The sequence below is a fragment of the Amycolatopsis sp. NPDC098790 genome (assembly GCF_044759945.1).
Classification (GTDB): Bacteria; Actinomycetota; Actinomycetes; order Mycobacteriales; family Pseudonocardiaceae; genus Amycolatopsis.
The window spans coordinates 277,794-299,427 of sequence record NZ_JBIWAI010000009.1 but is presented as its reverse complement, the minus strand read 5'-3'; the positions used below and the strand labels follow the sequence as shown (position 1 = coordinate 299,427).

The following is a 21,634-nucleotide window of genomic DNA, read 5'->3' as shown; positions in this document are numbered from 1 at the left end:
CGCTCCGGCACCGAGCAACAAGAGACCACAAGAAGCGCCGATTTCCCACGCCCCGGCGAAGCCGTCATCTGTAAAAAACAAGTCAGGCAACGAAGGCGTCGTAACCGTAGATCCATGCATTGTCCCGCAACGGATCCCCAACAGCAAAAGCAGCATCCCGCGCAACCTGAGCCGAACCATCCGGAAGGTGGTTGACCTCCGCACGCCCACGACTGGCCACCTGCAACTGCGCAGTCCGAGGCATCCGCAAAACCTCGTACCTCCGCAACGCATCCACAGGAGAAAGCGAAGCCAAGCAACGAGCCAACACCGCAGCATCCTCAACCGACTGTGCCGCCCCTTGACCGAAAAACGGGAACATCGGATGCGCGGCATCGCCGAGCAAAGTCACCCGGCCACGGCTCCACCGCTCAAGCGGCGGACGATCCAGCAACGCCCACCGCCCCGGAGTCCCACCCGCGCGGATCAACTCGACCAACCGCGGATCCCAGCCGTCGAACTCGGCCAGGAACTCCTCGGCCGTTGCCGTCGCTGTCCAGGACTCCACCGAAAACTCCCCCGCCGGCGCGAACGCCACCAGGTTGACCAGCCTGCCACCCGAAACCGGGTAGTGCACCAAATGGTGCCCCGGCCCGATCCACAACGTCTGTGCGCGCCGCCGGGCCAGGGATGGCGCGTCGGATGCCGGGACCAGCGCCCGGAACGCGCAGAGGCCCGAGTACGCCGGAGGAGCCGCCTCGAAAAGCGCCGCGCGCACCGTCGAATGGACTCCGTCCGCGCCGATCACCACGTCGGCCGCGGCAGACGAACCGTCGGCGAACCGGACCTTCGTCCGCTCGCCCTCCTCGACCGACACGCAGCGCTTGCCCAGCCGCACCGTGTCGGCGGGAAGCGCCGAAGCCAACGCGGCCAGCAAATCGGCGCGGTGGACCGTGTACGTGCGCTCGCCGTACAACGCTTCGCACGACTCGCGGAGGTCCTCGCTCGAAAGGACCGTCCCGTCCTGCCAGCGGCGGAACTCCCAGCCGATGTCGAGGCACACCGCGTCGGCGGGCAACGCGTCCAGCTCACGCAGGAGACGCGCCAGGTTCGGTGCGGCGACGAGGCCGGCGCCGACCTCCTTCAGCTCGCGTGCCTGTTCGTACACAGTGGACCGGAGCCCGGCCCGGTGCAGGAAGGCGGCGGTCGCGAGACCACCGATCCCGCCCCCGATCACGGCGATCTCCGGTTCGGCGCGCATCCCGCAAGAGTACGGCGTGACAGGGCCAGGCGGGCCTTTTCTCCCTCAGGGGACGACCAGCACCGGCCAATGACCCGCCCGGATCAGCTTCGTCGCGACCGACCCCGCGAACCGGTGACCCGCCTTCTGGGACGCGCCGACCACCACCGTGTCGGCCTGGCAGCGGTCCGCCGTCTCGCGCAGCGCCGTGTACGGGTCTCCGTACGTCTTCACCAGCGTCACCGCGATGCGCAGTTCCTCGGCCGCCGAGCGCATCTGGTCGCGCAGCTCGGCGTACAGGTGCGTGGCCGTGTCGTGTTCCAGGACCGTGGCCACCGCCGGCCGCAGCGGGGCCAGCGGGGCCGGGCACGCCACGAACACGACGACGAGCCTGCTGCCCTGGCGGCGGGCCATGCCGAACGCGAAGGCCGCCGCCCGCATGGCCGTGTCCGTGCCGTCGACGCCGGCCAGGATGGCCCGCGCCGGGGTGTCCCGGCGCGGGCCGAAGCGCTCCACAGTGGACTCGAACGCACTGGGCTCGCCCATGGCCTTCTCCCCTAGCCCACTACTGCGTCGGACGCCGGTTCGTCGGCCTTCTCCGAGACGTCGATGGTCGTGCGCAGCGTGATCGGCTTGAGCAGCAGCGCCGCGATCACCCCGACCACGGCGACCGCCGCGGAGATCAGGAAGATGTGCGCGGTCGCGTCGCCGTACACGGTGTGCACCACCGCCTGCACCTGCGGCGGCAGCGCTTTGAGGTTCAGCGCGCTGACCCCGCCGGTCGACGCCTGGCCTTCCGGCACGTGCAGCGCCGTGGCCAGGTCGGCGGACACACGGTTGGCCAGCACCGCGCCGAGCACCGAAACGCCGATCGTGCCGCCCAGCGAGCGGAAGAACGTCACCGACGCGCTCGCCGAGCCGAGGTCGCGCAGCGGGACGTCGTTCTGCACGGCCAGCACGAGGTTCTGCATCGTCATGCCGACGCCGACGCCGACGACGGCCATCGCGATCCCGACGATCCACAGCGGCGTGGCGTGGTCGACCATGCCGAGCCCGAGGAAGCCGAGCACCAGGATGATCGCGCCGGACACGATGTACGGCTTGATCTTGCCGGTGCGGCTGATCAGCCTGCCGGACACCGTCGAGGACACCAGGACCCCGGCCATCAGTGGCATGGTCAGCAGCCCGGCCTCGGTGGGCGTGTACCCGCGGCCGATCTGGAAGTACTGGCCGAGGAACACCGCGCCGCCGAACATCGCCATGCCGACCGCGAGGCTCGCGATGATCGCGAGGGCCGGCGTCCGCTGGACGACGATGTGCAGCGGCACGACCGGTTCGCGGACCTTCTTCTCCACCAGCACGGCGGCCGCGAGCAGCACGAGCCCGGCCGCGACCATCACGCCGGTCTGCCACGAGATCCAGTCGAACGAGTTTCCGACGAACGACACCCAGATCAGCAGGACGCTCACCCCGGCGGCGATCAGGCCGGCGCCGAAGTAGTCGACCTGGACGTTCTCGCGGCGCACGGTCTCCAGCTTCAGGGTGCGCTGCAGCACGATGAACGCCAGCACCGCGATCGGCACGCCGACGAAGAAGCACCAGCGCCAGCCCAGCCACGGCACGTCCACGATCAGGCCGCCCAGCAGCGGGCCACCGACCGTCGCGACGGCCATGACGGCGCCGAGGTAACCGTTGTACCGGCCGCGTTCGCGCGGCGGGATGATCGCCGCGATCACGACCTGGACCAGCGCCTGCAGCCCGCCGACGCCGATGCCCTGGAACGCCCGCGCGGCGATCAGCTGCCCGGTGTCCTGGCTGAAGCCGCTGATCATCGAGCCGGCCACGAAGATCACGATCGCGACCTGCACGAGGGTCTTCTTGTTGAACAGGTCGGCGAGCTTGCCCCAGATCGGGGTGGTGGCGGTGGCGGCCAGCAGCGTGGCCGTGACGACCCAGGTGTACTGCGTCTGCGTGCCGTTCAGCGAGCCGATGATCAGCGGCAGCGACGTCGAGACGACGGTCGAGCTGATCATGGCCACGAACAGCGCGAGCAGCAGCCCGGACAGCGACTCCAGCACCTCGCGGTGCCGCATCGACCCGGACGAGTCGGTTCTATCGGACTTCATGGCATCCCTTCGCACGTTCCGGACCATCATTGCGCATTGGGCAAACTTGCACAATGGGCAAACTATTCCCGGGTCGCTACGCTGAGCGCATGGACACCCTCGACCTCCGCACCCGCAAGAAGGCGGCGACGCGGCAGTCGTTGCACGAAGCCGCGCTGCACCTGGCGATGGAGCGCGGGCTGGACGGCGTGACGGTCGAGGACATCGCCGACGCGGTGGGCGTCTCGCGCCGGACGTTCTCCAACTACTTCACGAACAAGGAAGACGCGATCCTGCACGCCGACCGGGAACGGACCGGCGTGCTCGTGTCCCTGGTCGAGCACCGGCCGGCGGCCGAACCGCCGTGGCAGGCACTGCGGACGGCCAGCCGCGAGCTGTACCACGGGCGCGCGGTCCCCGACCGCGAATGGGTGGCCCAGCTGCGCCTGCTGCGGCGCCACCCGTCACTGCTCGCGCAGCAGGCCGGCGACCAGATCACGCTGGAGCGAGACCTGGCCGCGGTGCTCGCCGCCCGCGGCCACGACCTCGACGAACCCCTGGCGCGCCTGATGACGGCGACGTTCCTCGCGGCCGTGCGGACCGCGAGCGTGCTGTGGCTCGAGGGCTCGGCGGACCAGCCGCTGCCCGACGTCCTCGACGAGCTGCTCGGCCGGGTCGAGTTCCGCTAGGGGCGGAACGCCTTCACCACCGTCGCGACCAGGGCGTCCGCGTAGCTTTCGGTCAACGGGCCGGTCCGCAGGAGCCACCGCTGGTACAGCGGCGCGTAGAGCACCTCCAGCAGGAGATCCAGGTCCGCGTCGGCCGCCAGCTGACCCGCACGCTGAGCGCTGCGCAACCGGTCTTTCTTGGCTTCGTCGACCGGAGCGGCGAGCCGCTCGTGGTAGAGCGCGGCCAGATCAGGGTCGTTCGCGATCTCCGTGTTGAGCGCGCGGATCGGCGCCTCGAACGCCGGATCGGCGAACTCGGCGGCAGTCGCGCGCATGACCAGGCGCAAGTCCGCTTCGAGGTCACCCGTGTCGGGCAGCGCGGCGACCGCGCCGGACGGGTCCGCGCTCAGCTCGAGGACCGAGTCGAACACGACCGCGCCCTTGTTCGGCCACCACCGGTAGATCGTCTGCTTGCCGACGCCCGCGCGCGCGGCGATGGCGTCGATCGACACCTTCGCGTAGCCGAGCTCGACGATCAGCTCGCGGGTCGCCGCGAGGATCGCCTGCCGGGACCGTTCGCTGCGCCGGGCGGCGTCGGGCTTCTTCGTGGCCATGGCGGCAGCCTAGCGCACGACGAGACGAACCGTTCCGTCTTGACACGTCGCCGCGAGCCGGGCACACTCGACGCCACGAGACGAGACGAGACGAGTCGTCTCGCGGAGCGACAGGGGGTGGAGCCATGACGGCTCCCGAAGGTCAGGTCTGGTTCGTCACCGGAGCTTCGCGCGGTCTGGGCCGGGCGATCGCCGAAGCCGCGCTCGCGGCCGGCCACCGGGTGGTCGCCGCGTCCCGGACGAAAGGCACGCTCGCCCACGACCGGCTCGTGCACATTCCGCTGGACGTCACCGATCGCCAAGCCGTGTTCGACGCCGTGGAGCGGGCAGCGGCCGTTTTCGGCGGGCTCGACGTCGTCGTCAACAACGCCGGCGTGATGCTCTACGGGATGGTCGAAGAAGCCACCGAAGAGCAGATCCGCGCACACTTCGACGTCAACTTCTTCGGCGCGGTCTGGGTCGCCCAAGCCGTGCTCCCCCACCTCAAGGGGGGCGGACGGCTGCTGCAGGTGACGTCGATGGGCAGCGGCGGCGGGATGGCGTCCGTCGGGTTCTACGGCGCCGGCAAGGCGGCACTCGACGCCTTGACCGACGCACTGGCCATGGAGGTCGAGCGCTTCGGCGTGCGCGTGACGAACCTGCAGATGGGCGGCTACGCGACCGGGCTGTTCACGAGCGGCACGACGACCACGACGCCCGACCCGGCCTACCAGGAGCTGCGCAAGGAGCTCGAGGAGATGTGGGGCGACGACGCGGGCCCGGCACCGGAAACGGCCGCGCCGGTCGTGCTGCGCGTGGCGGCACTGGACGACCCGCCACGCCGGCTCGTCGTCGGTGGCGCGTCGTTCGACATGGTGCGGGAGCTGGCCCGGCTGCGCGCGGAGCAGTACGCGGAGTGGGAGGACCTCAGCCGGCAGGCACCCGGCTGAGGTCCGCCCCGGCTCAGACCAGGCCCTGCTGCGACAGCCAGTCCTTCGCCACGTCCGCGGCCTTCTCCCCGTCGGAGTCGACGCGCTTGTTCAGGTCACGCATGCCCTCGGTCGTGAGCTTGGCGCTCACGGCGTTGACCGCGGCCGCGAAGTCCGCGCCGCGCTCGTCGAGGACCTTCTTGGTGACGGCCGGGACCACGTTCTCGGTCGGCACCATGGAGAGGTCGTCCTTCAGCGCGACGTACTTCGAGTCGCCGGCCTGCGGGCTCACCGAGTCGACCGGGATGACCGTGACGCCGCCGGAGTCGAGCTGCTGCACCCGCGGCCCGAGCTCCTGGACGGTCTGGAACGTCGCGTTCGTCAGCTTGTAGACGTCGGTCAAGCCCTTGAAGCAGGTCAGCCGCTTCTCGCACTCCGGCCCGCCGGCCAGGACGACCTTGTCGAGCTTCTTCAGGTCGCTGATGGTCGTGAGGCCCTTCGACTGCGCGAGGTCGGCCTTCACGATGTAGGTGTTCTTGTCCTCGGCCGCCGCGTAGTCCAGCAGCGAGACCCCGCTGGGCTCGAGCAGCTTCGCCAGCTGCTCGTGCTCGCCCTTGGCGTCCTTCACCGGGTCCTTGCCGAACCCGGCGGCGATCGCCGAGCCCTGGTACTCCGGGATGAACTGCAGCTCACCGGACTTCAGCGACGGGTAGATCAGCTCCCGCGAGCCCAGGTTCAGCTTGCGCGTCACCGGGTAGCCCTTGGCCTCCAGGGCCTGGGCGTAGATCTCCGCCAGGATCTGGCTGTCGGTGAAGTTGAAGGACGCGACGACGATCGGCGCCCCGCCCTTGCCCGCCGCGGCGGGCTTGTCGTCCCCGCCGCCGCACGCCGTCAGGCCCAGAGCGGCCACCGCCACCAGCGCGGCCACTCGGATGTTCCGGGTCCAGCCCACGTCCCACACTCCTCAGTCAAAATCGGACGGTCAAGACCCTAACCAGCCCCACCGACAGAAACCACATGCTGGGAATCACCCGGCGAGGTGCTCACGCAGCGTCGAGCCGGCGTATTCGGTCCGGTACCGGCCCTTGGCCTGCAGGATCGGCACGACGTGGTCGACGAACGCGGCCAGTTCGTACGGCAGTGTCGAGCCCATGATGGTGAACCCGTCGACCGCGCCGGCGTCCTGCCAGGTGAGCACGTGGTCGGCGAGCTGTTCCGGCGTGCCCACGAAGTGGACCTGCCCCGCTCCCCCGGTCACCTTCTGCGCGATCTCGCGCAGGGACGCCTCGGGACGCTCCCGGGCCGCCGCGGCGAGTTGCTGCAGCCGCGAAGAGCCGCCCTCGGCCCGCAGCTCGGCGGGCAGCGGCGCGTCCGGGTCGAACGCGTCCGGGTCGAGGCCGGCGGTGTAGAGCGCGTTCTGCCAGCGGAACTCCGGGCTGGCCAGCTCTTCGAGCCGCTCGGCCCGGGCCTTCGCCTCGGCCTCGGTGCCGCCGAGGGTCACCATCAACGCGGGCAGGACGCGGACGCTCGAGGGATCGCGGCCCGCCGCGCCGACCTGGGCGTCCAGCTCGGCGCGGAACTTCACCGCCGCCTCCAGGGACGGCGGCCCGGAGAACACCAGCTCGGCGTACCGGGCGGCGAGCCCGATCCCGGCGGCCGACTGGCCCGCCTGGACGAGCACCGGGCGCCCCTGCGGCGACCGCGGGAACGGCAGCACGCCTTCGACGTCGTAGAACTTGCCGTGGAAGCGCGGCGCGTGCAGCTTCGAGCGGTCGGCCCAGACCCCGTTCTCGCGGTCGCCGACGATGGCGTCGTCGTCCCAGCTGTCCCACGCCCGCGTGACGACGTCGACGAACTCGTGCGCGCGTTCGTACCGGTCGGCGTGGTCGGGGTGGGCTTTCTCGCCGAAGTTCGCCGCGGCCAGCGAGGTGATGGTGGTGACGATGTTCCAGCCGGCGCGGCCGCCGCTGAGGTGGTCCAGGGTGGCGAACCGGCGGGCGAGCTCCCACGGCTTGTTGTAGGTCGTCGAGCCCGTGCCGATCAGGCCGATCCGCTCGGTGACCGCGGCCAGCGCCGAGAGCACCGAGATCGGGTCGAACTGCGTCTGCGGCAGGTGCGTGACGCGGTACTCGGCGATCGCGATGTTGTCGGCGAGGAAGATCGAGTCCATCAGGCCGCGCTCGGCGGTCCGCGCGATGTCCGCGTAGTACGGCAGGCCGAGCACGCCGCGGACGTCGTCCCCGACGACCCGCCACGCGGACTCGTGGTAGCCGTTCGGCCAGATGAACGCGTTGAAGTGCAGGGACTTCCCGGTCACAGTGATGCTCCTTCGATGCTTCCCGCCGCGTCGGCGGTCGTGCGCCCGTGGACGGCCGGGCGGCCGCCGTAGGGGTCCTGGTCGGTCCACAGTGCCGTCGGCGCGGCCGCGCGCACCACCGGCACGACCTCGGCGGCGAAGCGCTCGAGCATGGCCAGCTGCTGCTCGTGCGGGATCATGGTGGGCAGGCTGAAGGACTGCAGGTCGTGCCCGAACGCCTCGTGCCACCAGAGGATCTTCTCGGCGATCTGCCGCGGGCTGCCGACGAGCACCGGCCCCCGCGCGATCGCGTCGTCGATGGTCGGGAACTCCATCGCGTTGCCCGGCGTGTGGTTGCCCGGCTGGTTGAAGAACTCGACGATCTTTTCGTAGGTCGGGCCGAACGCCTCCCGCGCCTCCTGGGTGGTGTCGGCGAGGTAGAGGAAGCCCGCACCGGCGCCGACGAAGGCGAACCGCGGGTCGTGGCCGTGCCCGGCGTACTGCTTGCGGTAGTGCTCGATCAGCACGGTGTAGTTGTCGCGCGGCTGGATCGCGTTGGCCGAGAAGAGCGGGTCACCCCATTTGGCCGCGAGTTCGGCCGAGGTCAGCGTGGTCGCCGAGCCGTGCCAGACACGCGGCGCGCCGGCGAACGGGCGCGGCAGGCTGGTCACTTCGGACAGCGGACCGCGGAAGCGGCCTTCCCAGGTGACGTCCTCTTCGCGCCAGAGCCGGCGCAGCAGCTCGTACTTCTCGGCGAGCGCGTCCCACTGGTCGCCGTCGGCGATGCCGAACATGGGCAGCTGGCGCAGCTCGTTGCCCTTGCCGATGACCAGCTCGAGGCGGCCGCGGGAGAGCTGGTCGACGGTGGCGTAGTCCTCGGCGACCCGCAGCGGGTCGTGCACCGACAGGACCGAGACGCCGGTCTGGATCCGGACCCGGCTCGTCGTCGCGGCGATCGCGCCCAGCAGCACGGTCACGCCGCTGCTCAGGAAGTGCCCGGCGTGGCGTTCCCCGAGCGCGACGGCGTCGAAGCCGAACTCCTCCGCGTACCGCGCCGACGTCAGGGCCTGGGCGAAGCGCTCGTCGGTGCGGACCCGGCGGCCGGTCACCGGGTTGGTCAGGTGGGGCAGGATGTCCAGAACCTGGAATCTCATGGGGTGGGCTCCGTGGCTCGCGCTGGTCCGTAGGGGTCAACCGGATCTTCGCGGAGCTATTCCCGGACGCACCGGAGTTCCACATGGTGAACACCCCGCCGTCCCCCGCGTGCGGAGGACGGCGAGGTGCGCGCTCAGCCCACGTTCTTCAGGAACAACGACTTCGCCGTGCTGGTCCCGGAGTCGTCGACGCCGTGGCCGCCGGTGTAGTCGCGCTGCTCGTTGCGGGCCCAGTCCGTGATCGGCTTGCCGCCCGCGTCGAGGTGGTGGAACGCCGAGCCGTCCCAGCCGAACTGGTAGATCTTCGTGTGGTCCGGGTAGTACGGCGTGTAGGCCGCCCCCGCCGTGACCTGCTTCGTCATCGTGTTGTCGAAGAAGACGTTGCGGGGACCGGACGAACCGGACCACTTGACCGCCTTCTGGCCGGTCGACCAGTAGATCGGGAACCACGTCGAATCATCCGGGGCGTCGCCGCCTTCATCGCCGCAGTGGGCCGTGCAGCTGCCCGAGCGGTGGGCGAACGACACCCGGTTCGTGTTGAGCTCGAACAGGTTGTTGCGTTCGTACCCGCCGTGGATGTTGAAGTCGGAGTCGATGTCGTTGCCGAGCACGACGTTGCCCGACGCCGACCACTGGAACGTGAAGTGCCGCAGGTCGCGGGTCGTGTTGCCGGCGTAGAGCGAGTCCCACACGCGGGAGCCGCGGAAGTAGCCGTTGCCGCCCTTGCCCTTGTTCCACGAGCCGTCCAGCTCGTTGTTCACGAACTGCAGGTTCTTGGCCTCCTCGGTGACGATCGGGTGCGAGCCGGTCATGATCGCGTGCGTGTTGCGCACCCAGGAGTTGGCCGCCCACTTGAAGACGATACCCTGCATGGCCAGGCTCGGCGCGAGGTTGCCGTAGTTGTCCTTGGCCTGCTCCTGGGTCACGCCGGGCGGGGCGGCCTGGCTGTAGGAGAGGTCTTCGAAACCGACGCCGACGACCGGGTCCACGATCGGCGACGCCTTCGACGCGTAGGTCGTCCCGTCGATCGGCGCCGAACCGTCCGAAGTGGAGTCGACCGGGACGTCGTACTCGAGCGGTTTGTCGATGGACACCGTGTGGTTCTTGGTGTCGACCGCGGTGATGGTGAACCACTGCTGGCGCATGTGCAGGTTCTGCAGCGGCCACGACGTCGGCACGGCGTTCATCGACTGGTAGAACTTCATCGTGTTGGCCGCGCGGATGTTGACGAAGCCGCCGACCTTCATGTTCGTCGTCTTGGCGCTGGTGGCCAGGTAGACGGTCTTGTCGCCGGCGCGGGCGGCGAAGCCCTTGTCGCCCGGCTTTTCGCGCAGTTTCGCGCCCGCCTTCCAGTGCACGTTGATCGTGCCCTCGAAGATGTCCTTGCGGTTGGCCGGAGCGGACTCGTACTGGCCGGCGTAGCTCGGGTCCACGCCGCGCGACTGGACGCGGAACAGGCCGCGGCCCGGCCACAGCCAGCCGCCGGAGCCGTCCTCGTAGGTCATCTCGTGCTGGTCCCACTGGTCGCCGTCCGGGGTGACGACGTCGTATTCGGTGTTCTTGTCGGGCTGGTAGACGAACTTCGTCCGGTCCATGCCGGCGCCGCGCAGGATCAGGTAGTTCGCGTCGACGTGGATCTCGTGCGTGACGTCAAGCGTGCCGGCCGGGAACGTGATCAGGCTCAGCTTGGTGTAGCTCGCCGAGGGCGAGCACGACGAGTGGATCCTGTCGATGGCCGCTTGGATGCCGGCCGTGTCGTCGACGCCGTCGTCGGGTTTCACCTTGTAGGTCGACGCGAGCTGCGCCGGGGTGATCCGGCAGTTCGCGCTGGGGTTGACGGCGTCGGCGCCGGGCAGGTTCTGCCCACCGCGGAAGCCGGCCTTGCTCCAGTCGTAGAGACCGGGCACGGGCGCCGCGCGGTTGCCGGCCGAAGTGTCCAAAGTGGTCAGTGCGCCGGGGCCGGGTGCCGCGGCCGACGGGCTCGTGCCGCCGAAGCCGGCCGCGACGCACACGGCGACGACCGCGATCGTTTTCCTGCGTGACAAGGAAACCTCCGGGATTGGCGAGCCCGCGGGCTCGCGTGGGGGGCACGCCGGGATCCGGCGTGCGTGACTCGTCCGTGGCGGGTGCGGCGAGTGGCCCGTCCAGGAAGGGATTACGGCCGAGCGGCCGGGATGCCGTGCGTCAAAAGCTCCTCCGTAGCCGGCTGGTCTGCACCAGGACTGCTTGAAGGCGGCGGTGCGACGAACATACCAACCCGAGCCGCCATTAGTAAAGTAACCTTCCAAATACCGGCCGTACGTGACCTGCGTCACTTCGACCGCCGCTCCTGGAACCCGTGGCCCGGCCGGCGGGAACAGCAGATGACACTGGGCGCAGCGAAAGGCGGGCGATGACCCCGGAAGACACCGAAGCCGACGACGACGCGAGCGTGATCGGGCGGTCGCGGGCGGAACCGAGCCTGTTCGCGGTCATCTTCGACCGCCATTCGCGGCACATCCACCGCTACCTCGTCCGGCGGCTCGGGCCCACCGCGGCGGACGACGTCCTCGCGGACACCTTCCTCATCGCCTTCGGCAAACGGGCGAAGTTCGACCTCTCGCGGCCGGACGCGCGGCCGTGGCTCTACGGCATCGCCACGAACCTCGTTTCGCGGCAGTGGCGGTCCGAGGTGCGCGAACTGAAGCTCCGCCAAGCCGTCGGGCCGCCCGACGTCGACGCCGGGCACGCCGACCGCGTCGCCGAGCGGGTCAGCGCCCAGGCCCTCGGCGCCGACCTCGACCGGGCGCTGGCCAAGCTGCGCCCGCGCGAGCGGGACGTCCTGCTGCTCGTCGCCGCGGAGGGGCTGGGCTACCAGGAGGTCGCCGAAGCCCTCGCCATCCCCGTCGGCACCGTCAAGTCGCGGCTCAACCGGGCCCGCGGCCGCGTCCGCGCCGAGCTCGGCGCCCTGGACCTCGTGAAGGAGACCGCCAGCCATGGATGACCTCGACCTGATCCGCGAGCGCGCGCAGGCTGTCGGCTTCGCGCCGGCGGAGCAGCTCACCCCCGCGCGGGAGCGGCTGCTGGCCGCGGCGCGCGGCGAACGACCCCACCGGTCCCGCCGCTGGTTCTGGGCCGCCGGCGCCACCATCGGCCTGGCCGCGGCGATCACCGCGGTCGTCGCCCTGGCCCCGGCCGACCAGGTCGGCATCGGCGCCGGCGTCGCGCACGCGGACCCCGTCAAGGTGCTGACCGAAGCGGCGAACGCGGCGTTGCGGGAACCGGCCAAGCCGCCGCGGCCCGACCAGTTCCTCTACGTGAAGACGGAGTACGCCGACCACCGCGTCCGCGAGATCTGGCTGTCGGTGGACGGCACCCGCGACGGTCTCCTGGCCAAGGACATCGCACTGCCCGGTTGTCACGACGGCAAGGCCCCCTACTCCGGCCCCTACGACCCGAAGAAGAAAGGCGCCCTGGAGGACTGCCGGCCCACCCCCGCCTACCACGCCGACCTGCCGACGACCGCCGACGCGATGCTCGCCTACCTGCGCACCATCCCCGGCGGCAAGGACAGCGTCAGCACGATGGGCAAGAACGTGCTGAGCCTCGCCGACGAGCAGGCCCTCACCCCCGCGTCCTACGCGGCCCTTTACCAGGCGGCGGCGAAGGCGCCCGGGCTGAAGGCACTGGACCACGTCACCGACGGCGCGGGCCGCCCGGGCGTGGGCATCACGTGGACCGACCCTCCCGGCCCCACCGACCCGCCCGGGTTCAAGGGGATCGTCATGGTCTTCGACGCCGGAACCCACCAGTTCCTCGGGACCGAGGACAGCGCCGTGACCGTGAAGACGTTCGTCGACGAGGCCGGGCAGCGGCCCTAGTCGTGGAAGGTGGCGAACGCCGACACCGGCTCGCGGGTCGTGCGGTGGGCGCCGAGCCGGTGGTCCTCGTCGGCGTACCCGAGCGCGATCCCGCAGACGAGGACGTGGTCGGCCGGCACGCCCAGGTGCCGGCGCAGGACCGGGTGGTAGTCGATGAGCGACGCCTGCGCGCACGTGTGCAGCCCGGCGCCGCGCGCGGCGAGCATGAGCCCCTGCAGGAACAGGCCGGCGTCGACGAGCGCGCCGTGCAGGGGCAACCTGCTGACGGTGAGCACCATGCCGACCGGCGCGCCGAAGAAGCCGTAGTTGCGCCGGTGGTGGGCGAGGCGGCCGGCGGTGTCGCCGGGTTCGACGCCGAGCGCGTCCCGGTAGAGCCCCTCGCCGAAGCGGCGACGGCGGGAGCGGAACGGCTCCGGCCACTCGTCGGCGGCGGGCTGGTAGCCGAACTCGCTCGCGGCGCGGTGGCCGTCGTCGTGCGCGCGCAGCAGGTCCGCGGTCAACGCCTGCTTGGCGGCGCCGGTCAGCACGTGCACCCGCCACGGCTGGCTGTTGGAGTTGCTGGCCGAGCGGGCCGCCAGCGCCAGCAGCCGCTCGATCTCCGCGCGGGGCACGGGATCCGGCCGGAACGCGCGGCAGCTGCGGCGGGTCAGCAGCGCGCCCTCGACGGTGGTGCTCACTCGGCGGGCGGGGTGATGTCGTAGGAGATCCGGCCCGCGGGCAGGTAGAACAGGGCGATCAGCGCCCCGCCCTTGACTTCCGGGTAGTGGTGGCTGCCCGGCCCCGGCGCGGTCCAGCCCGGGCCGCTCCACCCGCGCGGGCCCATCAGCTTCGCGTCCGGGTCGAGCGGCACGACGAGGTTGAGCTCGCCGTAGGGGTGCTGGTGGTACTGGCCGCGGTAGGGCTCGACGCTGTCCATGTAGACGGCGGTGACGCTGAAGTAGTTCAGCGCGTCCTGCGGGTCGGCGATCCGGCTGCGCCGGTACTTCGGGCCGTCCACCTCGACGTTCGCCGCCCAGCCGTCGCGGACGCCGTCGGTGATCATCCGGGCGAGGTCGTCGTAGAGCGGGCTGCCGGGGCCGTGGTTCTCGTTGAGCCAGGTCTCCAGCTCCCCGCCGGCCGTCCGGTTCTTGACGGCGTCGAGGAACGGGACGCTGCGGTCGATCAGCTGCTGGGCGGTGGTCATCGAGGGCTCCTTCCGGTGGTGCTCCGAAGGTAAGCCGCTATTTCGTTACAGTCAAGTATCGTAACTTAACAACCAGAGGTCGTAACGTATCCGCTACGCTCCCGGCATGGCAGCAGCTGACGCGCCACGCGCCGGAGGGCGTCCCCGCGACGCCGCGCTCGACGAGGCGATCATCCTCGCCACCCGGGAGCGGCTCGTCCGGGACGGCTACTCGCTCATGACCATCGGCGACATCGCCACGGACGCCAAGGTCAGCCGTCCGACGCTGTACCGGCGGTGGAGCACGAAGTTCGAGCTCGTCGTCGACGCGCTGGACTACGGCTTCCGCAAGCAGCGCGACAGCTACGCCGTCGACCTGGCCGGCATGGCGCCACGCGAGGCGTTCACCGAAGCCGTCCGGCGGCTCGACCCCGCGTACTTCAACCCCGACGCCATGGTCCTCATGGGCAACTTCGCCGGCGAGGCCATCCGCACGCCGGAGCTGCTCGGGATCCTCCGCGAGCACGCCGTCGAACCGCGGGTCACGCTCGTCGAGAACGTGCTGACGCAGCTCCAGGAAGGCGGCGCCGTGCGGGACGGCATCGACAAGCACACCATCGCGACGCTGTGCTTCGGCAGCTACTTCGCCGCCTTCTACCGGGGCGAGAGCCGGGACGAGATTCCCGAAGCGGTCGTTTCGGTGCTGTGGCCCGTGATCTCCGCGCGGAACTGACCTCGGCGCACAACCATTCGGGGCTCCCATCCGTGCATTAAAGGTGTGAGGACGACTTCGGATCGACGGCGCCGCTTCCGCGCGCGGGCCGTGACCCTCGCGGTGCTGGTGGGGGCCGGTATCGCGTTCGCGGGCGCCGCCGTCGGCAAGCCGGCCGCCGGACCTGCCCTGGCCGCCGCCCTCGGCGGGCACAGCCTGCCGGACACCGCCCCGCTGGGCCGGAGCCCGGCTCCCGCCACGCCTCCGCCTCCCCCGTCTCCTTCGCCTCCTTCGCCGATTCTGCCGTTCAACGCGAAATTGACGTCCGCGGACATCCCGGTCCCCGGCGGCGGCGTGCGCGACGGCGCCTGCAGCGGCTCGCTGGTCGCGCCGCAGTGGGTCGTGACGGCCGGGCACTGCTTCCACGACCTGAAGGACGCCCGGATCGGCGGCCGGCCGCCGTACACGATGACCGTGACGATCGGGCGGCTCAAGGACAGCGACCCCGGCGGCCACACGGCGGTGGTCGTCGACGTCCGCCAGTCACCGGTCAACGACCTGGCGGTGGCGAAACTGTCCGCCCCGGTGGACGGCATCGCGCCGGTGACACTGGCTTCGACGCGCCCGAAGGTGGGCGAGGAACTGCAGTTCGCGGGCTGGGGCTCGCACTCGGCGACCGTGCTCGGCCCGTCCGACCACCTCAAACGGGGCCGGTTCCGGGTTTCCGGAATCGCGCAGTCCACTTTGGAGGCGTTGCCGATCGGCACGCGCACGGTGGAGAACGGCCCCTGCCCGGAGGATTCGGGCGGCCCGTTCTTCGTGTCGGACGACAACGACCGCAGCGGAACCCTGGTGGCGATCGTCAACACCGGGCCACCGTGTCCGGGGCCGGGCGCGGAGACGATCGCGCGGGTCGACGTGGTGGCGGACTGGATCCGCGAGCAGACGGGCTGACCGGCGTGGCCTGACGTCAGTCCGCGCGGCGGACCGTCACCGCCGGGGCTGTGTCCGGCAGCGGGGCCGGGCGGTGCTCGCTCGCCGGCCGTGGCCGGCGGCCGGGTGAAGCAAGCCCGAAACGCGCGGTCCCGGGGACGGCCGTGGTGGCGGGCCGAAGATCGCGGCAACAACGGCGTCGACCTCCGCCTCGAGCCGTGCGGCTCGGGGCCGGGGGTCGCGGTCCGGGCTGACCGGCGTGGCCTGACGTCAGTCCGCGCGGCGGACCGTCACCGCCGGGGCCGCGCCGAGCGACGGGACCGGGCCGAACCAGTCGAGGCACACCACCATCGCGTCGTCCTCGGCCTGGTCTCCCCGGCGGCGGCGGGACAGCTCGCGCAGCACCGCGCCCGGGACGTGCGCCGCCGGGAGGTCGGCCGTCGCCGTCACCGCTTCGGCCAGCTCGCGGTCGCCGTAGTGCTCGCCGTGCGGGCCGACCGCGTTGTACACGCCGTCGCTGACGAAGACGTACCGGTCGCCTTCGGTCGCCTGGAAGCCCTCGGACTCGTAGATCGTGCCGTCGAACGTGCCCAGCGGGAGCTGCTCGTCGAAGAACACGCGCTCGACCTTGCCGTCGCGCAGCCGCCACAGCCGCGGCGAACCGGCGTCGACCACCGACACCGCGCCGGTCGCGAGGTCGAACTCCAGCAGCAGCGCCGCCACGTGCTCGGCGCCGCGGTAGTGCGCGTAGACCGCCTGGTCGGCCAGCTCGGCCTGCGCGTCGAGCGGGATCCCCGCGCGGCGGGCGTTGCGCAGCGCGTTGATCGCCAGGTTGGTCAGCAGCGCGGCTTCGCTGCCCTCCCCCATGCCGTTGATCAGCGTGACGGCGAGCTTGCGCGCGGACGCCGACCAGTCGAAGCAGTCGCCGTAGATCGCGTACGCCGGTTCGAGCTGGCCGCCCAGCGCGAACTCGGCGCGGGTGCACGCGCGGCCCGGCAGCAGCTGCCACTGCATCTCCGCGGCCAGCGTCAGCCGGGACGACCGGCGGGCCTGGATGTAGAGGTCGGTGTCGCGGTCGGCGACGAACAGCTCGTGCGCCACCGCCTCGGCGAACCGCTCGAGCTCGGCCCACACCGGCGGCTCGGGCTCCTCGGGCAGGGTCACCGCCAGGACGCCGAGCCGGTCGCCGCGGACGCTCACCGGCAGGTACCCCGTGACGTCGCCGCCGCCGGAGTCGAACGTCGCCGCCTGCGCGACGAACGCGGCCCCCGGCGTCGTGCCCTCGACCGGGGTCGGCTCGGTGGTGTAGGGCTCCCGGCCGACGCGGCACAGCTCGGTCAGCGCGTAGTCGGCCACCAGCAGTTCGACCGCCAGCGCGCCGAAGTGCTCGCCGAGGGCCGAGCGCAGCGCGCCCGGCAGGTCGTGCGGTGGGACGTCACGCAGGAGCCGTTCCACCGCCAGGGATCTGTCCAACGCCCGCCTCCTGCTCACCCATCACCGTGCGCACGCCGGCGCCGGTCGGTCAGACGAGTCTGCGCCGTCCCGGCGTGCCGGTCCACGGCGAGTCGCGTGAGCCGTGCTGCCGGTTCAGCATAGAGATGCCACGATGGGGGCCGTGGATCCATCCCGCGAGCAGGTCACCGCCCCGGACGGGGAGGCGCAGCTCGCGAGCCTGGCGGAGCTGTTCGAGGCGGTGTTCGAGCGCGGGCGGGACGTCTCGCCGCGGCCGCTTTCGGTGTCGCAGCTGCGCGCGGTCGTCGCGCTGGACCGCCACGACGGCGTCAACCTGCGGGATCTGGCCGAACAGCTGCATTCGACACCGCCGCTGGTCAGCCGGCTCTGCGACCGGCTCGAGGCGGTGGGCTTCCTCGAACGGCTGCCCAGCGCGCGCAGCCGGCGGGAGCTGACGCTGCGGTTGTCCGACCGCGGCCGCGCCTACCTGCGGGACCTGCGGAGCCGGCGCCGCGAGAACGTCGAGGCGCTGCTGGCGAAGATGAGTCCCGCGGGCCGGGCCGCGCTGGCCACCGGGCTGCGGGAGTACCGCGCCCTCGCCGACGGCGAGTCCGCCGGGATGCCCTGAACCCCGCGTTGTATAGTCGGCGTAATTGTTGTCCTATGACAACAGTCAGCCGGCGTACAGCAGCGCGCGCCCCAGGAGTCGAGGAGGGGTTCGGTGCTGGGCACGGACGAGGGTCGGGTCCGCGAAGTACTGGCGCGCATGCTGGCCGAGGACCAGGCCACCCTGGTGCGCGACTGGGCCGGGCAGCAGGCGGGCGCCGGTCCCGAGAGCGGCCGCGAGCTGCAGCGCGAGGCGACCGGCTTGCTGGACGCCTTGCGCGGTGCCGTGGCCGGCACGCTGCCGGTGGCGCGGATCGTCGAGCAGGACCCGGCGGTGCGCGACGCGCTCACGTCGTGGTCGGAACGCCGGGCCCGCGTGGGCTCCGAGCCGTCGGCCACGGCGATGGCGATGCTCGCGCTGAAGCGGACGATGCTGAGCGCGATCGAGCGCCACACGGAGGACTCCGCGCTGCGCTACCGGGCGGCGCTGCTGGTCAACGAGCTGCTCGACAGCGCGGGCGTGCTGACGTTCGCCGTGTACGCGAGCGGCCGTGAACGGATCATCCGCGAGCAGCACAGTCAGGTGCTCGAGCTGTCGACGCCGGTCCTGCGGCTGTGGCGCCACGTCCTCGCGGTGCCCCTGATCGGCACGCTCGACAGCGCCCGCACGCAGGTCGTGATGAACAGCCTGCTGGAGGCGATCCAGGCCACCGAAGCGCGGGTGGCGATCATCGACATCACCGGCGTCCCGACCGTCGACACCGCGGTCGCGCAGCACCTGCTGCAGACCGTCAGCGCCGTCCGGCTGATGGGCGCGGAGTGCGTCGTCAGCGGCATCCGCCCGTCGATCGCGCAGACCATCACGCAGCTGGGCATCGACCTGTCGCACATCGTCACCCGCGGCTCGCTGGCCGACGCGCTGGCGACCGCCATGCGGCTCATCGACGACGGCGCGGGCCCCGGCGGGGTGACCGGGTGAACGCGGGCCTGCCGATCCTGCGGCTCGGCGACATCCTGCTCAGCGGGCTGCTGAGCGACCTCGACGACAAGACCGCGCTGGCCTTCACCGACGAGCTGACCGAGCGCATCGCGGACGAGGGCATCCGCGGCGTCATCATCGACATCTCGCGGCTGGAGATCATCGACTCGTTCGTCGCGCGCGTGCTCATGCAGCTGGCGAGCACCGGACGGCTGCTCGGCGCGCGGATGGTCGTGGCGGGGATGCGCCCGGCCGTCGCGCTGACGCTGACCGAGCTCGGGCTGCAGCTCACCGGCGTCACGACCGCGCTCAACGCCGAGCAGGCGATGGAGCTGCTCGGCTGGCGCCGTCCCGCCGAAGAGGCACCCCATGCGCCCTGACGAGCGGATCGGCGAGGAGCACGAGGTCCACCCGGTGCGGGTGGAGGAAGACCTGCTCGCCGCCCGCCACGCCGTGCGGGCCGGCGCGGTCGCCGCGGGCTTTTCCATCGTCGACCAGACGAAGATCGTCACCGCGGCCAGCGAGCTCGTCCGCAACGCCTACATCCACGGGGGTGGCGGCACCATGACCGTCGGCGTCGTCCGCGACGCGCGCGGGCGCGTCGGGCTGCGGCTGGAGGTGCGCGACGAGGGTCCGGGCATCGCCGACGTCGAGCAGGCGCTCACCGACGGGTTCAGCACCGGCGCGGGGCTCGGCCACGGCCTCGGCGGCACCCGCCGCCTGGTCGACGACTTCCGCATCGACACCGCGCCGGGCCGCGGCACCACGGTCACCGTCGTGCGCTGGAAACCGTGACCGCGACCGTCGCCGCGCCGACCCACCGGATCCGCGTCGACCACCCGAGCGCCGCGTACGCCGCCGCCCGCGTCGCGCGGGAAGCGGCGCACGACGCCGGGCTGCCCGACGTCCTGGCCGAACGCGCCGCCGTCGTGGCCGCCGAGCTGGCCGGCAACATCGACAAGCACACCCGTGGCGGGTCGGTGTTCGTGCAACGATCGCTGACCGGGCGCGGCATCGACGTGCTGGCCGCCGACGACGGCCCCGGCATGGCCGACCTCGACCACTGGCTGGTCGACGGCAACACGACCACCGCCACGCTGGGCACCGGCCTGGGCGCGGTGAGGCGGATGGCGACCGGGTTCCGCATCACGTCTTCGCCGACGGCCGGGACGCTCGCCGCCGCGCGCGTCCTCGACCCGGCGGGACCCGCCTTTTCCGGCTCGGCCGGGCACTTCCGGCTGCCCCGCGAGGGCGAGGAGTTCTGCGGTGACGCCATCGCGCTGGCCGAGGTGACCGGCAGCCGCACGGCCTGCGTCGCCGACGGGCTCGGCCACGGCCCGGACGCCGCCGAGGCCGCGGACGCCGCGATGCGCGTGTTCACCGAGAACCCGGACCGGCCGCTGCCCCACCAGCTGACGAACATGCACCGCGCGCTCCGCACCACCCGCGGCGCGGCCGTCGCGCTGGTACGGGTCGCGCCGCACCGGCTCGAGTTCTGCGGCGTCGGCAACGTCGGCGGCGCGACCGTCGGCGGCTCGTCGCGGGTGCTGCTCAGCACGCCCGGCATCGTCGGGTTCTCGCTGCCCGCCGCGCCGGTCCGGCAGCTCGCGCTGGCCGGGGACGAGGCCGTCGTGCTGCACACCGACGGCGTCGGCAGCGGCTGGCGCGGTCCCGGCCGTCCCGCGGACGTGCTGCTGTTCGCCGCGGACGTCGCCCACCGGTACCGGAACCCGCGCGACGACGCGGCCCTGCTCGCCCTGTACCCGGAGCGCCCGGCCTGATGCACCACGACCTGGCCCGGCTCCGGCGGCGGCTGCGCACCGCCTGCGGTGCGGCCGGTGTGCCCGCCGACGACCGCGCGCGCCTGGTGCTGGCCGTGACGCTGCTCGCCGAACCCGCGTTCGCCGCGGGAGAAGCCGTCGACGTGACGACGACGGCCGACGGGCACCGGCTCGCCGTCACCGTCCGGCTCGCCCACGCCGTCGGCCAGCGCCGGCGCAACGAGCTGCCGCTGCTGCCCGAAGCCGGGGCCGACGGCACCCTGACCTGGCACCTCATCGGTGGCAGGCCCGCCGGTGCGGACGACCTGGACGACGAACCGGCGACCCGCGCGGAGATGCTGGCGCTGATCGCCCGCGCCGACACGCTCACCCAGGAGCAGCGGGACCTCAAGCACGAGCTGGCCGAGACCAACAGCGGCGTGCTCGCGATGTACGTCGACCTCGAACAACGCGACGAGGAGCTGCGCCACGCGCACGCGCGCATCTTCCGCGAGCTCGAGGACGCCCTCCGCCCGCCACCGCCGGTGGTGCCGGGCCTGGAGCTGGCCGTCCACTACTCCCCGACCGACCAGGACTCCCCGACCGGCGGCGACCTCTACGACTGGTTCGTCCTGCCCGGCGGCGACCTGCACGTGACGCTCGTCGACGCGGTCGGCCACGGCGTCACCTCGACCCGGCACGCCCTGACCGTCACCCACGCGATCCGGACGCTCGCCCTGGAAGGGCACCCGTTCCCGGACCTGATCGCGCACGCCGCCCGCACGCTCGCCGCGGTCGAGCCGGGGTTGATGGCCACGGTCCTGCTCGCCCGCGTCGACCCGGGCACGGGCCGCACGCTGCTGGCGAACGGCAGCCACCCGGAGCCGCTGCTGGTCACGGCGGCGGGCGACGCGCGGCTGCTGCCCCCACCCGTCGTCGGCCGCGGGATCGGCTTCCCCGACCCCGGCAGCCCGCGGCTGGTCGAGGCCGGCCTGGCGCCGGGCGACACGCTGCTGCTGTACACCGACGGCCTGGTGGAGAGCCGCAAGGACATCGACGAAGGCCAGGCCCGGCTGCTGCCGCTGGCCCGCGACCTGCGCGCCCGGCCGGCCGCGGTCCTGCCCCGCGAGCTGGTGACCCGGATGCACGAGGTCGTCACCTACGCCGACGACACGGTGGCGATCGCCGTGCGCCGGAGCTGAGGCC

23 protein-coding genes are annotated in these 21,634 nt (G+C 71.9%); 12 read left to right on the top strand and 11 right to left on the bottom strand.

What is annotated here, in order from left to right; genetic code table 11:
* Nucleotides 1–82 precede the first annotated feature (82 nt).
* From ACIQWX_RS47250 to ACIQWX_RS47240, 3 genes are read right to left on the bottom strand one after another with little or no spacing between them, the layout of a single operon-like run.
* The gene (locus tag ACIQWX_RS47250) at nt 83–1,240 is read right to left on the bottom strand and encodes an FAD-dependent monooxygenase (RefSeq protein ID WP_400886009.1); all 1,158 of its coding nucleotides are present in this window, start codon (nt 1,238–1,240) and stop codon (nt 83–85) included.
* A gap of 45 nt (nt 1,241–1,285) precedes the next feature.
* Entirely contained in the window at nt 1,286–1,765 is a 480-nt protein-coding gene (locus tag ACIQWX_RS47245; protein ID WP_400886006.1) for a universal stress protein, read from the bottom strand.
* 11 nt (nt 1,766–1,776) lie between these two features.
* Complete coding sequence (locus ACIQWX_RS47240; protein ID WP_400886004.1) at nt 1,777–3,345, bottom strand: MDR family MFS transporter; 1,569 nt, start codon at nt 3,343–3,345, stop codon at nt 1,777–1,779.
* Nucleotides 3,346–3,434: 89 nt separating this feature from the next.
* Here ACIQWX_RS47240 and ACIQWX_RS47235 point away from each other — a divergent pair, with 89 nt between their 5' ends.
* Nucleotides 3,435–4,013 (top strand): TetR/AcrR family transcriptional regulator, encoded by a 579-nt coding sequence (locus ACIQWX_RS47235; RefSeq protein ID WP_400885997.1) that lies wholly within the window; start codon nt 3,435–3,437, stop codon nt 4,011–4,013.
* Here the strand turns inward: ACIQWX_RS47235 and ACIQWX_RS47230 are convergent.
* On the bottom strand, nt 4,010–4,606 hold the full coding sequence (locus tag ACIQWX_RS47230) for a TetR/AcrR family transcriptional regulator (protein ID WP_400885995.1): 597 nt from the start codon (nt 4,604–4,606) through the stop codon (nt 4,010–4,012). The two genes, ACIQWX_RS47235 and ACIQWX_RS47230, sit on opposite strands and share 4 nt — an antisense overlap.
* Nucleotides 4,607–4,731: 125 nt before the next feature.
* Here ACIQWX_RS47230 and ACIQWX_RS47225 point away from each other — a divergent pair, with 125 nt between their 5' ends.
* Entirely contained in the window at nt 4,732–5,535 is an 804-nt protein-coding gene (locus tag ACIQWX_RS47225) for an SDR family NAD(P)-dependent oxidoreductase (protein WP_400885993.1), read from the top strand.
* Nucleotides 5,536–5,548: 13 nt separating this feature from the next.
* Here the strand turns inward: ACIQWX_RS47225 and ACIQWX_RS47220 are convergent, their stop codons facing one another.
* The 4 genes from ACIQWX_RS47220 to ACIQWX_RS47205 all read right to left on the bottom strand — a co-directional run bounded on the left by ACIQWX_RS47220 (nt 5,549) and on the right by ACIQWX_RS47205 (nt 11,009).
* Nucleotides 5,549–6,466: an ABC transporter substrate-binding protein gene (locus ACIQWX_RS47220; protein ID WP_400885990.1), complete on the bottom strand. Its 918-nt coding sequence runs from the start codon at nt 6,464–6,466 to the stop codon at nt 5,549–5,551.
* Between the two features lie 75 nt (nt 6,467–6,541).
* Complete coding sequence (locus ACIQWX_RS47215) at nt 6,542–7,831, bottom strand: LLM class flavin-dependent oxidoreductase (protein ID WP_400885987.1); 1,290 nt, start codon at nt 7,829–7,831, stop codon at nt 6,542–6,544.
* Nucleotides 7,828–8,964 carry an LLM class flavin-dependent oxidoreductase gene (locus ACIQWX_RS47210; protein ID WP_400885985.1) on the bottom strand — a complete coding sequence of 379 codons (1,137 nt, stop codon included), beginning with the start codon at nt 8,962–8,964 and terminating at the stop codon, nt 7,828–7,830. The genes ACIQWX_RS47215 and ACIQWX_RS47210 overlap by 4 nt, the downstream gene beginning before the upstream one ends.
* A 134-nt stretch (nt 8,965–9,098) precedes the next feature.
* Nucleotides 9,099–11,009, bottom strand: a complete 1,911-nt coding sequence (locus tag ACIQWX_RS47205; protein ID WP_400885982.1) for a hypothetical protein — start codon at nt 11,007–11,009, stop codon at nt 9,099–9,101.
* Nucleotides 11,010–11,356: 347 nt separating this feature from the next.
* Between ACIQWX_RS47205 and ACIQWX_RS47200 the strand changes: the two genes are divergently transcribed.
* Entirely contained in the window at nt 11,357–11,947 is a 591-nt protein-coding gene (locus ACIQWX_RS47200; protein WP_400885981.1) for an RNA polymerase sigma factor, read from the top strand.
* On the top strand, nt 11,940–12,824 hold the full coding sequence (locus ACIQWX_RS47195) for a CU044_5270 family protein (RefSeq protein ID WP_400885979.1): 885 nt from the start codon (nt 11,940–11,942) through the stop codon (nt 12,822–12,824). Before ACIQWX_RS47200 ends, ACIQWX_RS47195 begins: the two co-directional genes overlap by 8 nt.
* On the opposite strand, the gene ACIQWX_RS47190 is transcribed toward ACIQWX_RS47195, so the two are convergent.
* Nucleotides 12,821–13,501, bottom strand: a complete 681-nt coding sequence (locus ACIQWX_RS47190; protein WP_400885976.1) for a nitroreductase — start codon at nt 13,499–13,501, stop codon at nt 12,821–12,823. The genes ACIQWX_RS47195 and ACIQWX_RS47190 overlap by 4 nt on opposite strands.
* The gene (locus ACIQWX_RS47185) at nt 13,498–14,007 is read right to left on the bottom strand and encodes a DUF4863 family protein (protein ID WP_400885975.1); all 510 of its coding nucleotides are present in this window, start codon (nt 14,005–14,007) and stop codon (nt 13,498–13,500) included. The genes ACIQWX_RS47190 and ACIQWX_RS47185 overlap by 4 nt, the downstream gene beginning before the upstream one ends.
* A gap of 106 nt (nt 14,008–14,113) precedes the next feature.
* Here ACIQWX_RS47185 and ACIQWX_RS47180 point away from each other — a divergent pair, with 106 nt between their 5' ends.
* Entirely contained in the window at nt 14,114–14,719 is a 606-nt protein-coding gene (locus tag ACIQWX_RS47180) for a TetR/AcrR family transcriptional regulator (protein WP_400885972.1), read from the top strand.
* Nucleotides 14,720–14,764: 45 nt separating this feature from the next.
* The gene (locus tag ACIQWX_RS47175) at nt 14,765–15,652 is read left to right on the top strand and encodes a S1 family peptidase (protein WP_400885970.1); all 888 of its coding nucleotides are present in this window, start codon (nt 14,765–14,767) and stop codon (nt 15,650–15,652) included.
* 249 nt (nt 15,653–15,901) lie between these two features.
* Here ACIQWX_RS47175 and ACIQWX_RS47170 read toward each other — a convergent pair whose 3' ends face one another.
* Entirely contained in the window at nt 15,902–17,104 is a 1,203-nt protein-coding gene (locus ACIQWX_RS47170; RefSeq protein WP_400885969.1) for a PP2C family protein-serine/threonine phosphatase, read from the bottom strand.
* Between the two features lie 133 nt (nt 17,105–17,237).
* Between ACIQWX_RS47170 and ACIQWX_RS47165 the strand changes: the two genes are divergently transcribed.
* The 6 genes from ACIQWX_RS47165 to ACIQWX_RS47140 all read left to right on the top strand — a co-directional run bounded on the left by ACIQWX_RS47165 (nt 17,238) and on the right by ACIQWX_RS47140 (nt 21,630).
* The gene (locus tag ACIQWX_RS47165; RefSeq protein WP_400885968.1) at nt 17,238–17,711 is read left to right on the top strand and encodes a MarR family transcriptional regulator; all 474 of its coding nucleotides are present in this window, start codon (nt 17,238–17,240) and stop codon (nt 17,709–17,711) included.
* Between the two features lie 93 nt (nt 17,712–17,804).
* Nucleotides 17,805–18,668 (top strand): STAS domain-containing protein, encoded by an 864-nt coding sequence (locus ACIQWX_RS47160; RefSeq protein ID WP_400885967.1) that lies wholly within the window; start codon nt 17,805–17,807, stop codon nt 18,666–18,668.
* Nucleotides 18,665–19,048: an STAS domain-containing protein gene (locus ACIQWX_RS47155; RefSeq protein WP_400885964.1), complete on the top strand. Its 384-nt coding sequence runs from the start codon at nt 18,665–18,667 to the stop codon at nt 19,046–19,048. The genes ACIQWX_RS47160 and ACIQWX_RS47155 overlap by 4 nt, the downstream gene beginning before the upstream one ends.
* Complete coding sequence (locus tag ACIQWX_RS47150) at nt 19,038–19,463, top strand: ATP-binding protein (RefSeq protein WP_400885962.1); 426 nt, start codon at nt 19,038–19,040, stop codon at nt 19,461–19,463. Before ACIQWX_RS47155 ends, ACIQWX_RS47150 begins: the two co-directional genes overlap by 11 nt.
* Nucleotides 19,460–20,449 (top strand): ATP-binding protein, encoded by a 990-nt coding sequence (locus ACIQWX_RS47145; protein ID WP_400885960.1) that lies wholly within the window; start codon nt 19,460–19,462, stop codon nt 20,447–20,449. Before ACIQWX_RS47150 ends, ACIQWX_RS47145 begins: the two co-directional genes overlap by 4 nt.
* Nucleotides 20,449–21,630, top strand: coding sequence for a PP2C family protein-serine/threonine phosphatase (locus tag ACIQWX_RS47140; protein ID WP_400885958.1), 1,182 nt, complete (start codon nt 20,449–20,451; stop codon nt 21,628–21,630). The genes ACIQWX_RS47145 and ACIQWX_RS47140 overlap by 1 nt, the downstream gene beginning before the upstream one ends.
* Nucleotides 21,631–21,634: the final 4 nt, after the last annotated feature.

What these genes read in the sequence shown, in the direction of transcription:
- ACIQWX_RS47250 (WP_400886009.1), bottom strand. Translation starts at nt 1,240, where the DNA reads ATGCGCGCCGAACCGGAGATCGCCGTGATCGGGGGCGGGATCGGTGGT.
- ACIQWX_RS47245 (WP_400886006.1), bottom strand. Translation starts at nt 1,765, where the DNA reads ATGGGCGAGCCCAGTGCGTTCGAGTCCACTGTGGAGCGCTTCGGCCCG.
- ACIQWX_RS47240 (WP_400886004.1), bottom strand. Translation starts at nt 3,345, where the DNA reads ATGAAGTCCGATAGAACCGACTCGTCCGGGTCGATGCGGCACCGCGAG.
- ACIQWX_RS47235 (WP_400885997.1), top strand. Translation starts at nt 3,435, where the DNA reads ATGGACACCCTCGACCTCCGCACCCGCAAGAAGGCGGCGACGCGGCAG.
- ACIQWX_RS47230 (WP_400885995.1), bottom strand. Translation starts at nt 4,606, where the DNA reads ATGGCCACGAAGAAGCCCGACGCCGCCCGGCGCAGCGAACGGTCCCGG.
- ACIQWX_RS47225 (WP_400885993.1), top strand. Translation starts at nt 4,732, where the DNA reads ATGACGGCTCCCGAAGGTCAGGTCTGGTTCGTCACCGGAGCTTCGCGC.
- ACIQWX_RS47210 (WP_400885985.1), bottom strand. Translation starts at nt 8,964, where the DNA reads ATGAGATTCCAGGTTCTGGACATCCTGCCCCACCTGACCAACCCGGTG.
- ACIQWX_RS47200 (WP_400885981.1), top strand. Translation starts at nt 11,357, where the DNA reads ATGACCCCGGAAGACACCGAAGCCGACGACGACGCGAGCGTGATCGGG.
- ACIQWX_RS47195 (WP_400885979.1), top strand. Translation starts at nt 11,940, where the DNA reads ATGGATGACCTCGACCTGATCCGCGAGCGCGCGCAGGCTGTCGGCTTC.
- ACIQWX_RS47185 (WP_400885975.1), bottom strand. Translation starts at nt 14,007, where the DNA reads ATGACCACCGCCCAGCAGCTGATCGACCGCAGCGTCCCGTTCCTCGAC.
- ACIQWX_RS47180 (WP_400885972.1), top strand. Translation starts at nt 14,114, where the DNA reads ATGGCAGCAGCTGACGCGCCACGCGCCGGAGGGCGTCCCCGCGACGCC.
- ACIQWX_RS47165 (WP_400885968.1), top strand. Translation starts at nt 17,238, where the DNA reads ATGGGGGCCGTGGATCCATCCCGCGAGCAGGTCACCGCCCCGGACGGG.
- ACIQWX_RS47150 (WP_400885962.1), top strand. Translation starts at nt 19,038, where the DNA reads ATGCGCCCTGACGAGCGGATCGGCGAGGAGCACGAGGTCCACCCGGTG.
- ACIQWX_RS47140 (WP_400885958.1), top strand. Translation starts at nt 20,449, where the DNA reads ATGCACCACGACCTGGCCCGGCTCCGGCGGCGGCTGCGCACCGCCTGC.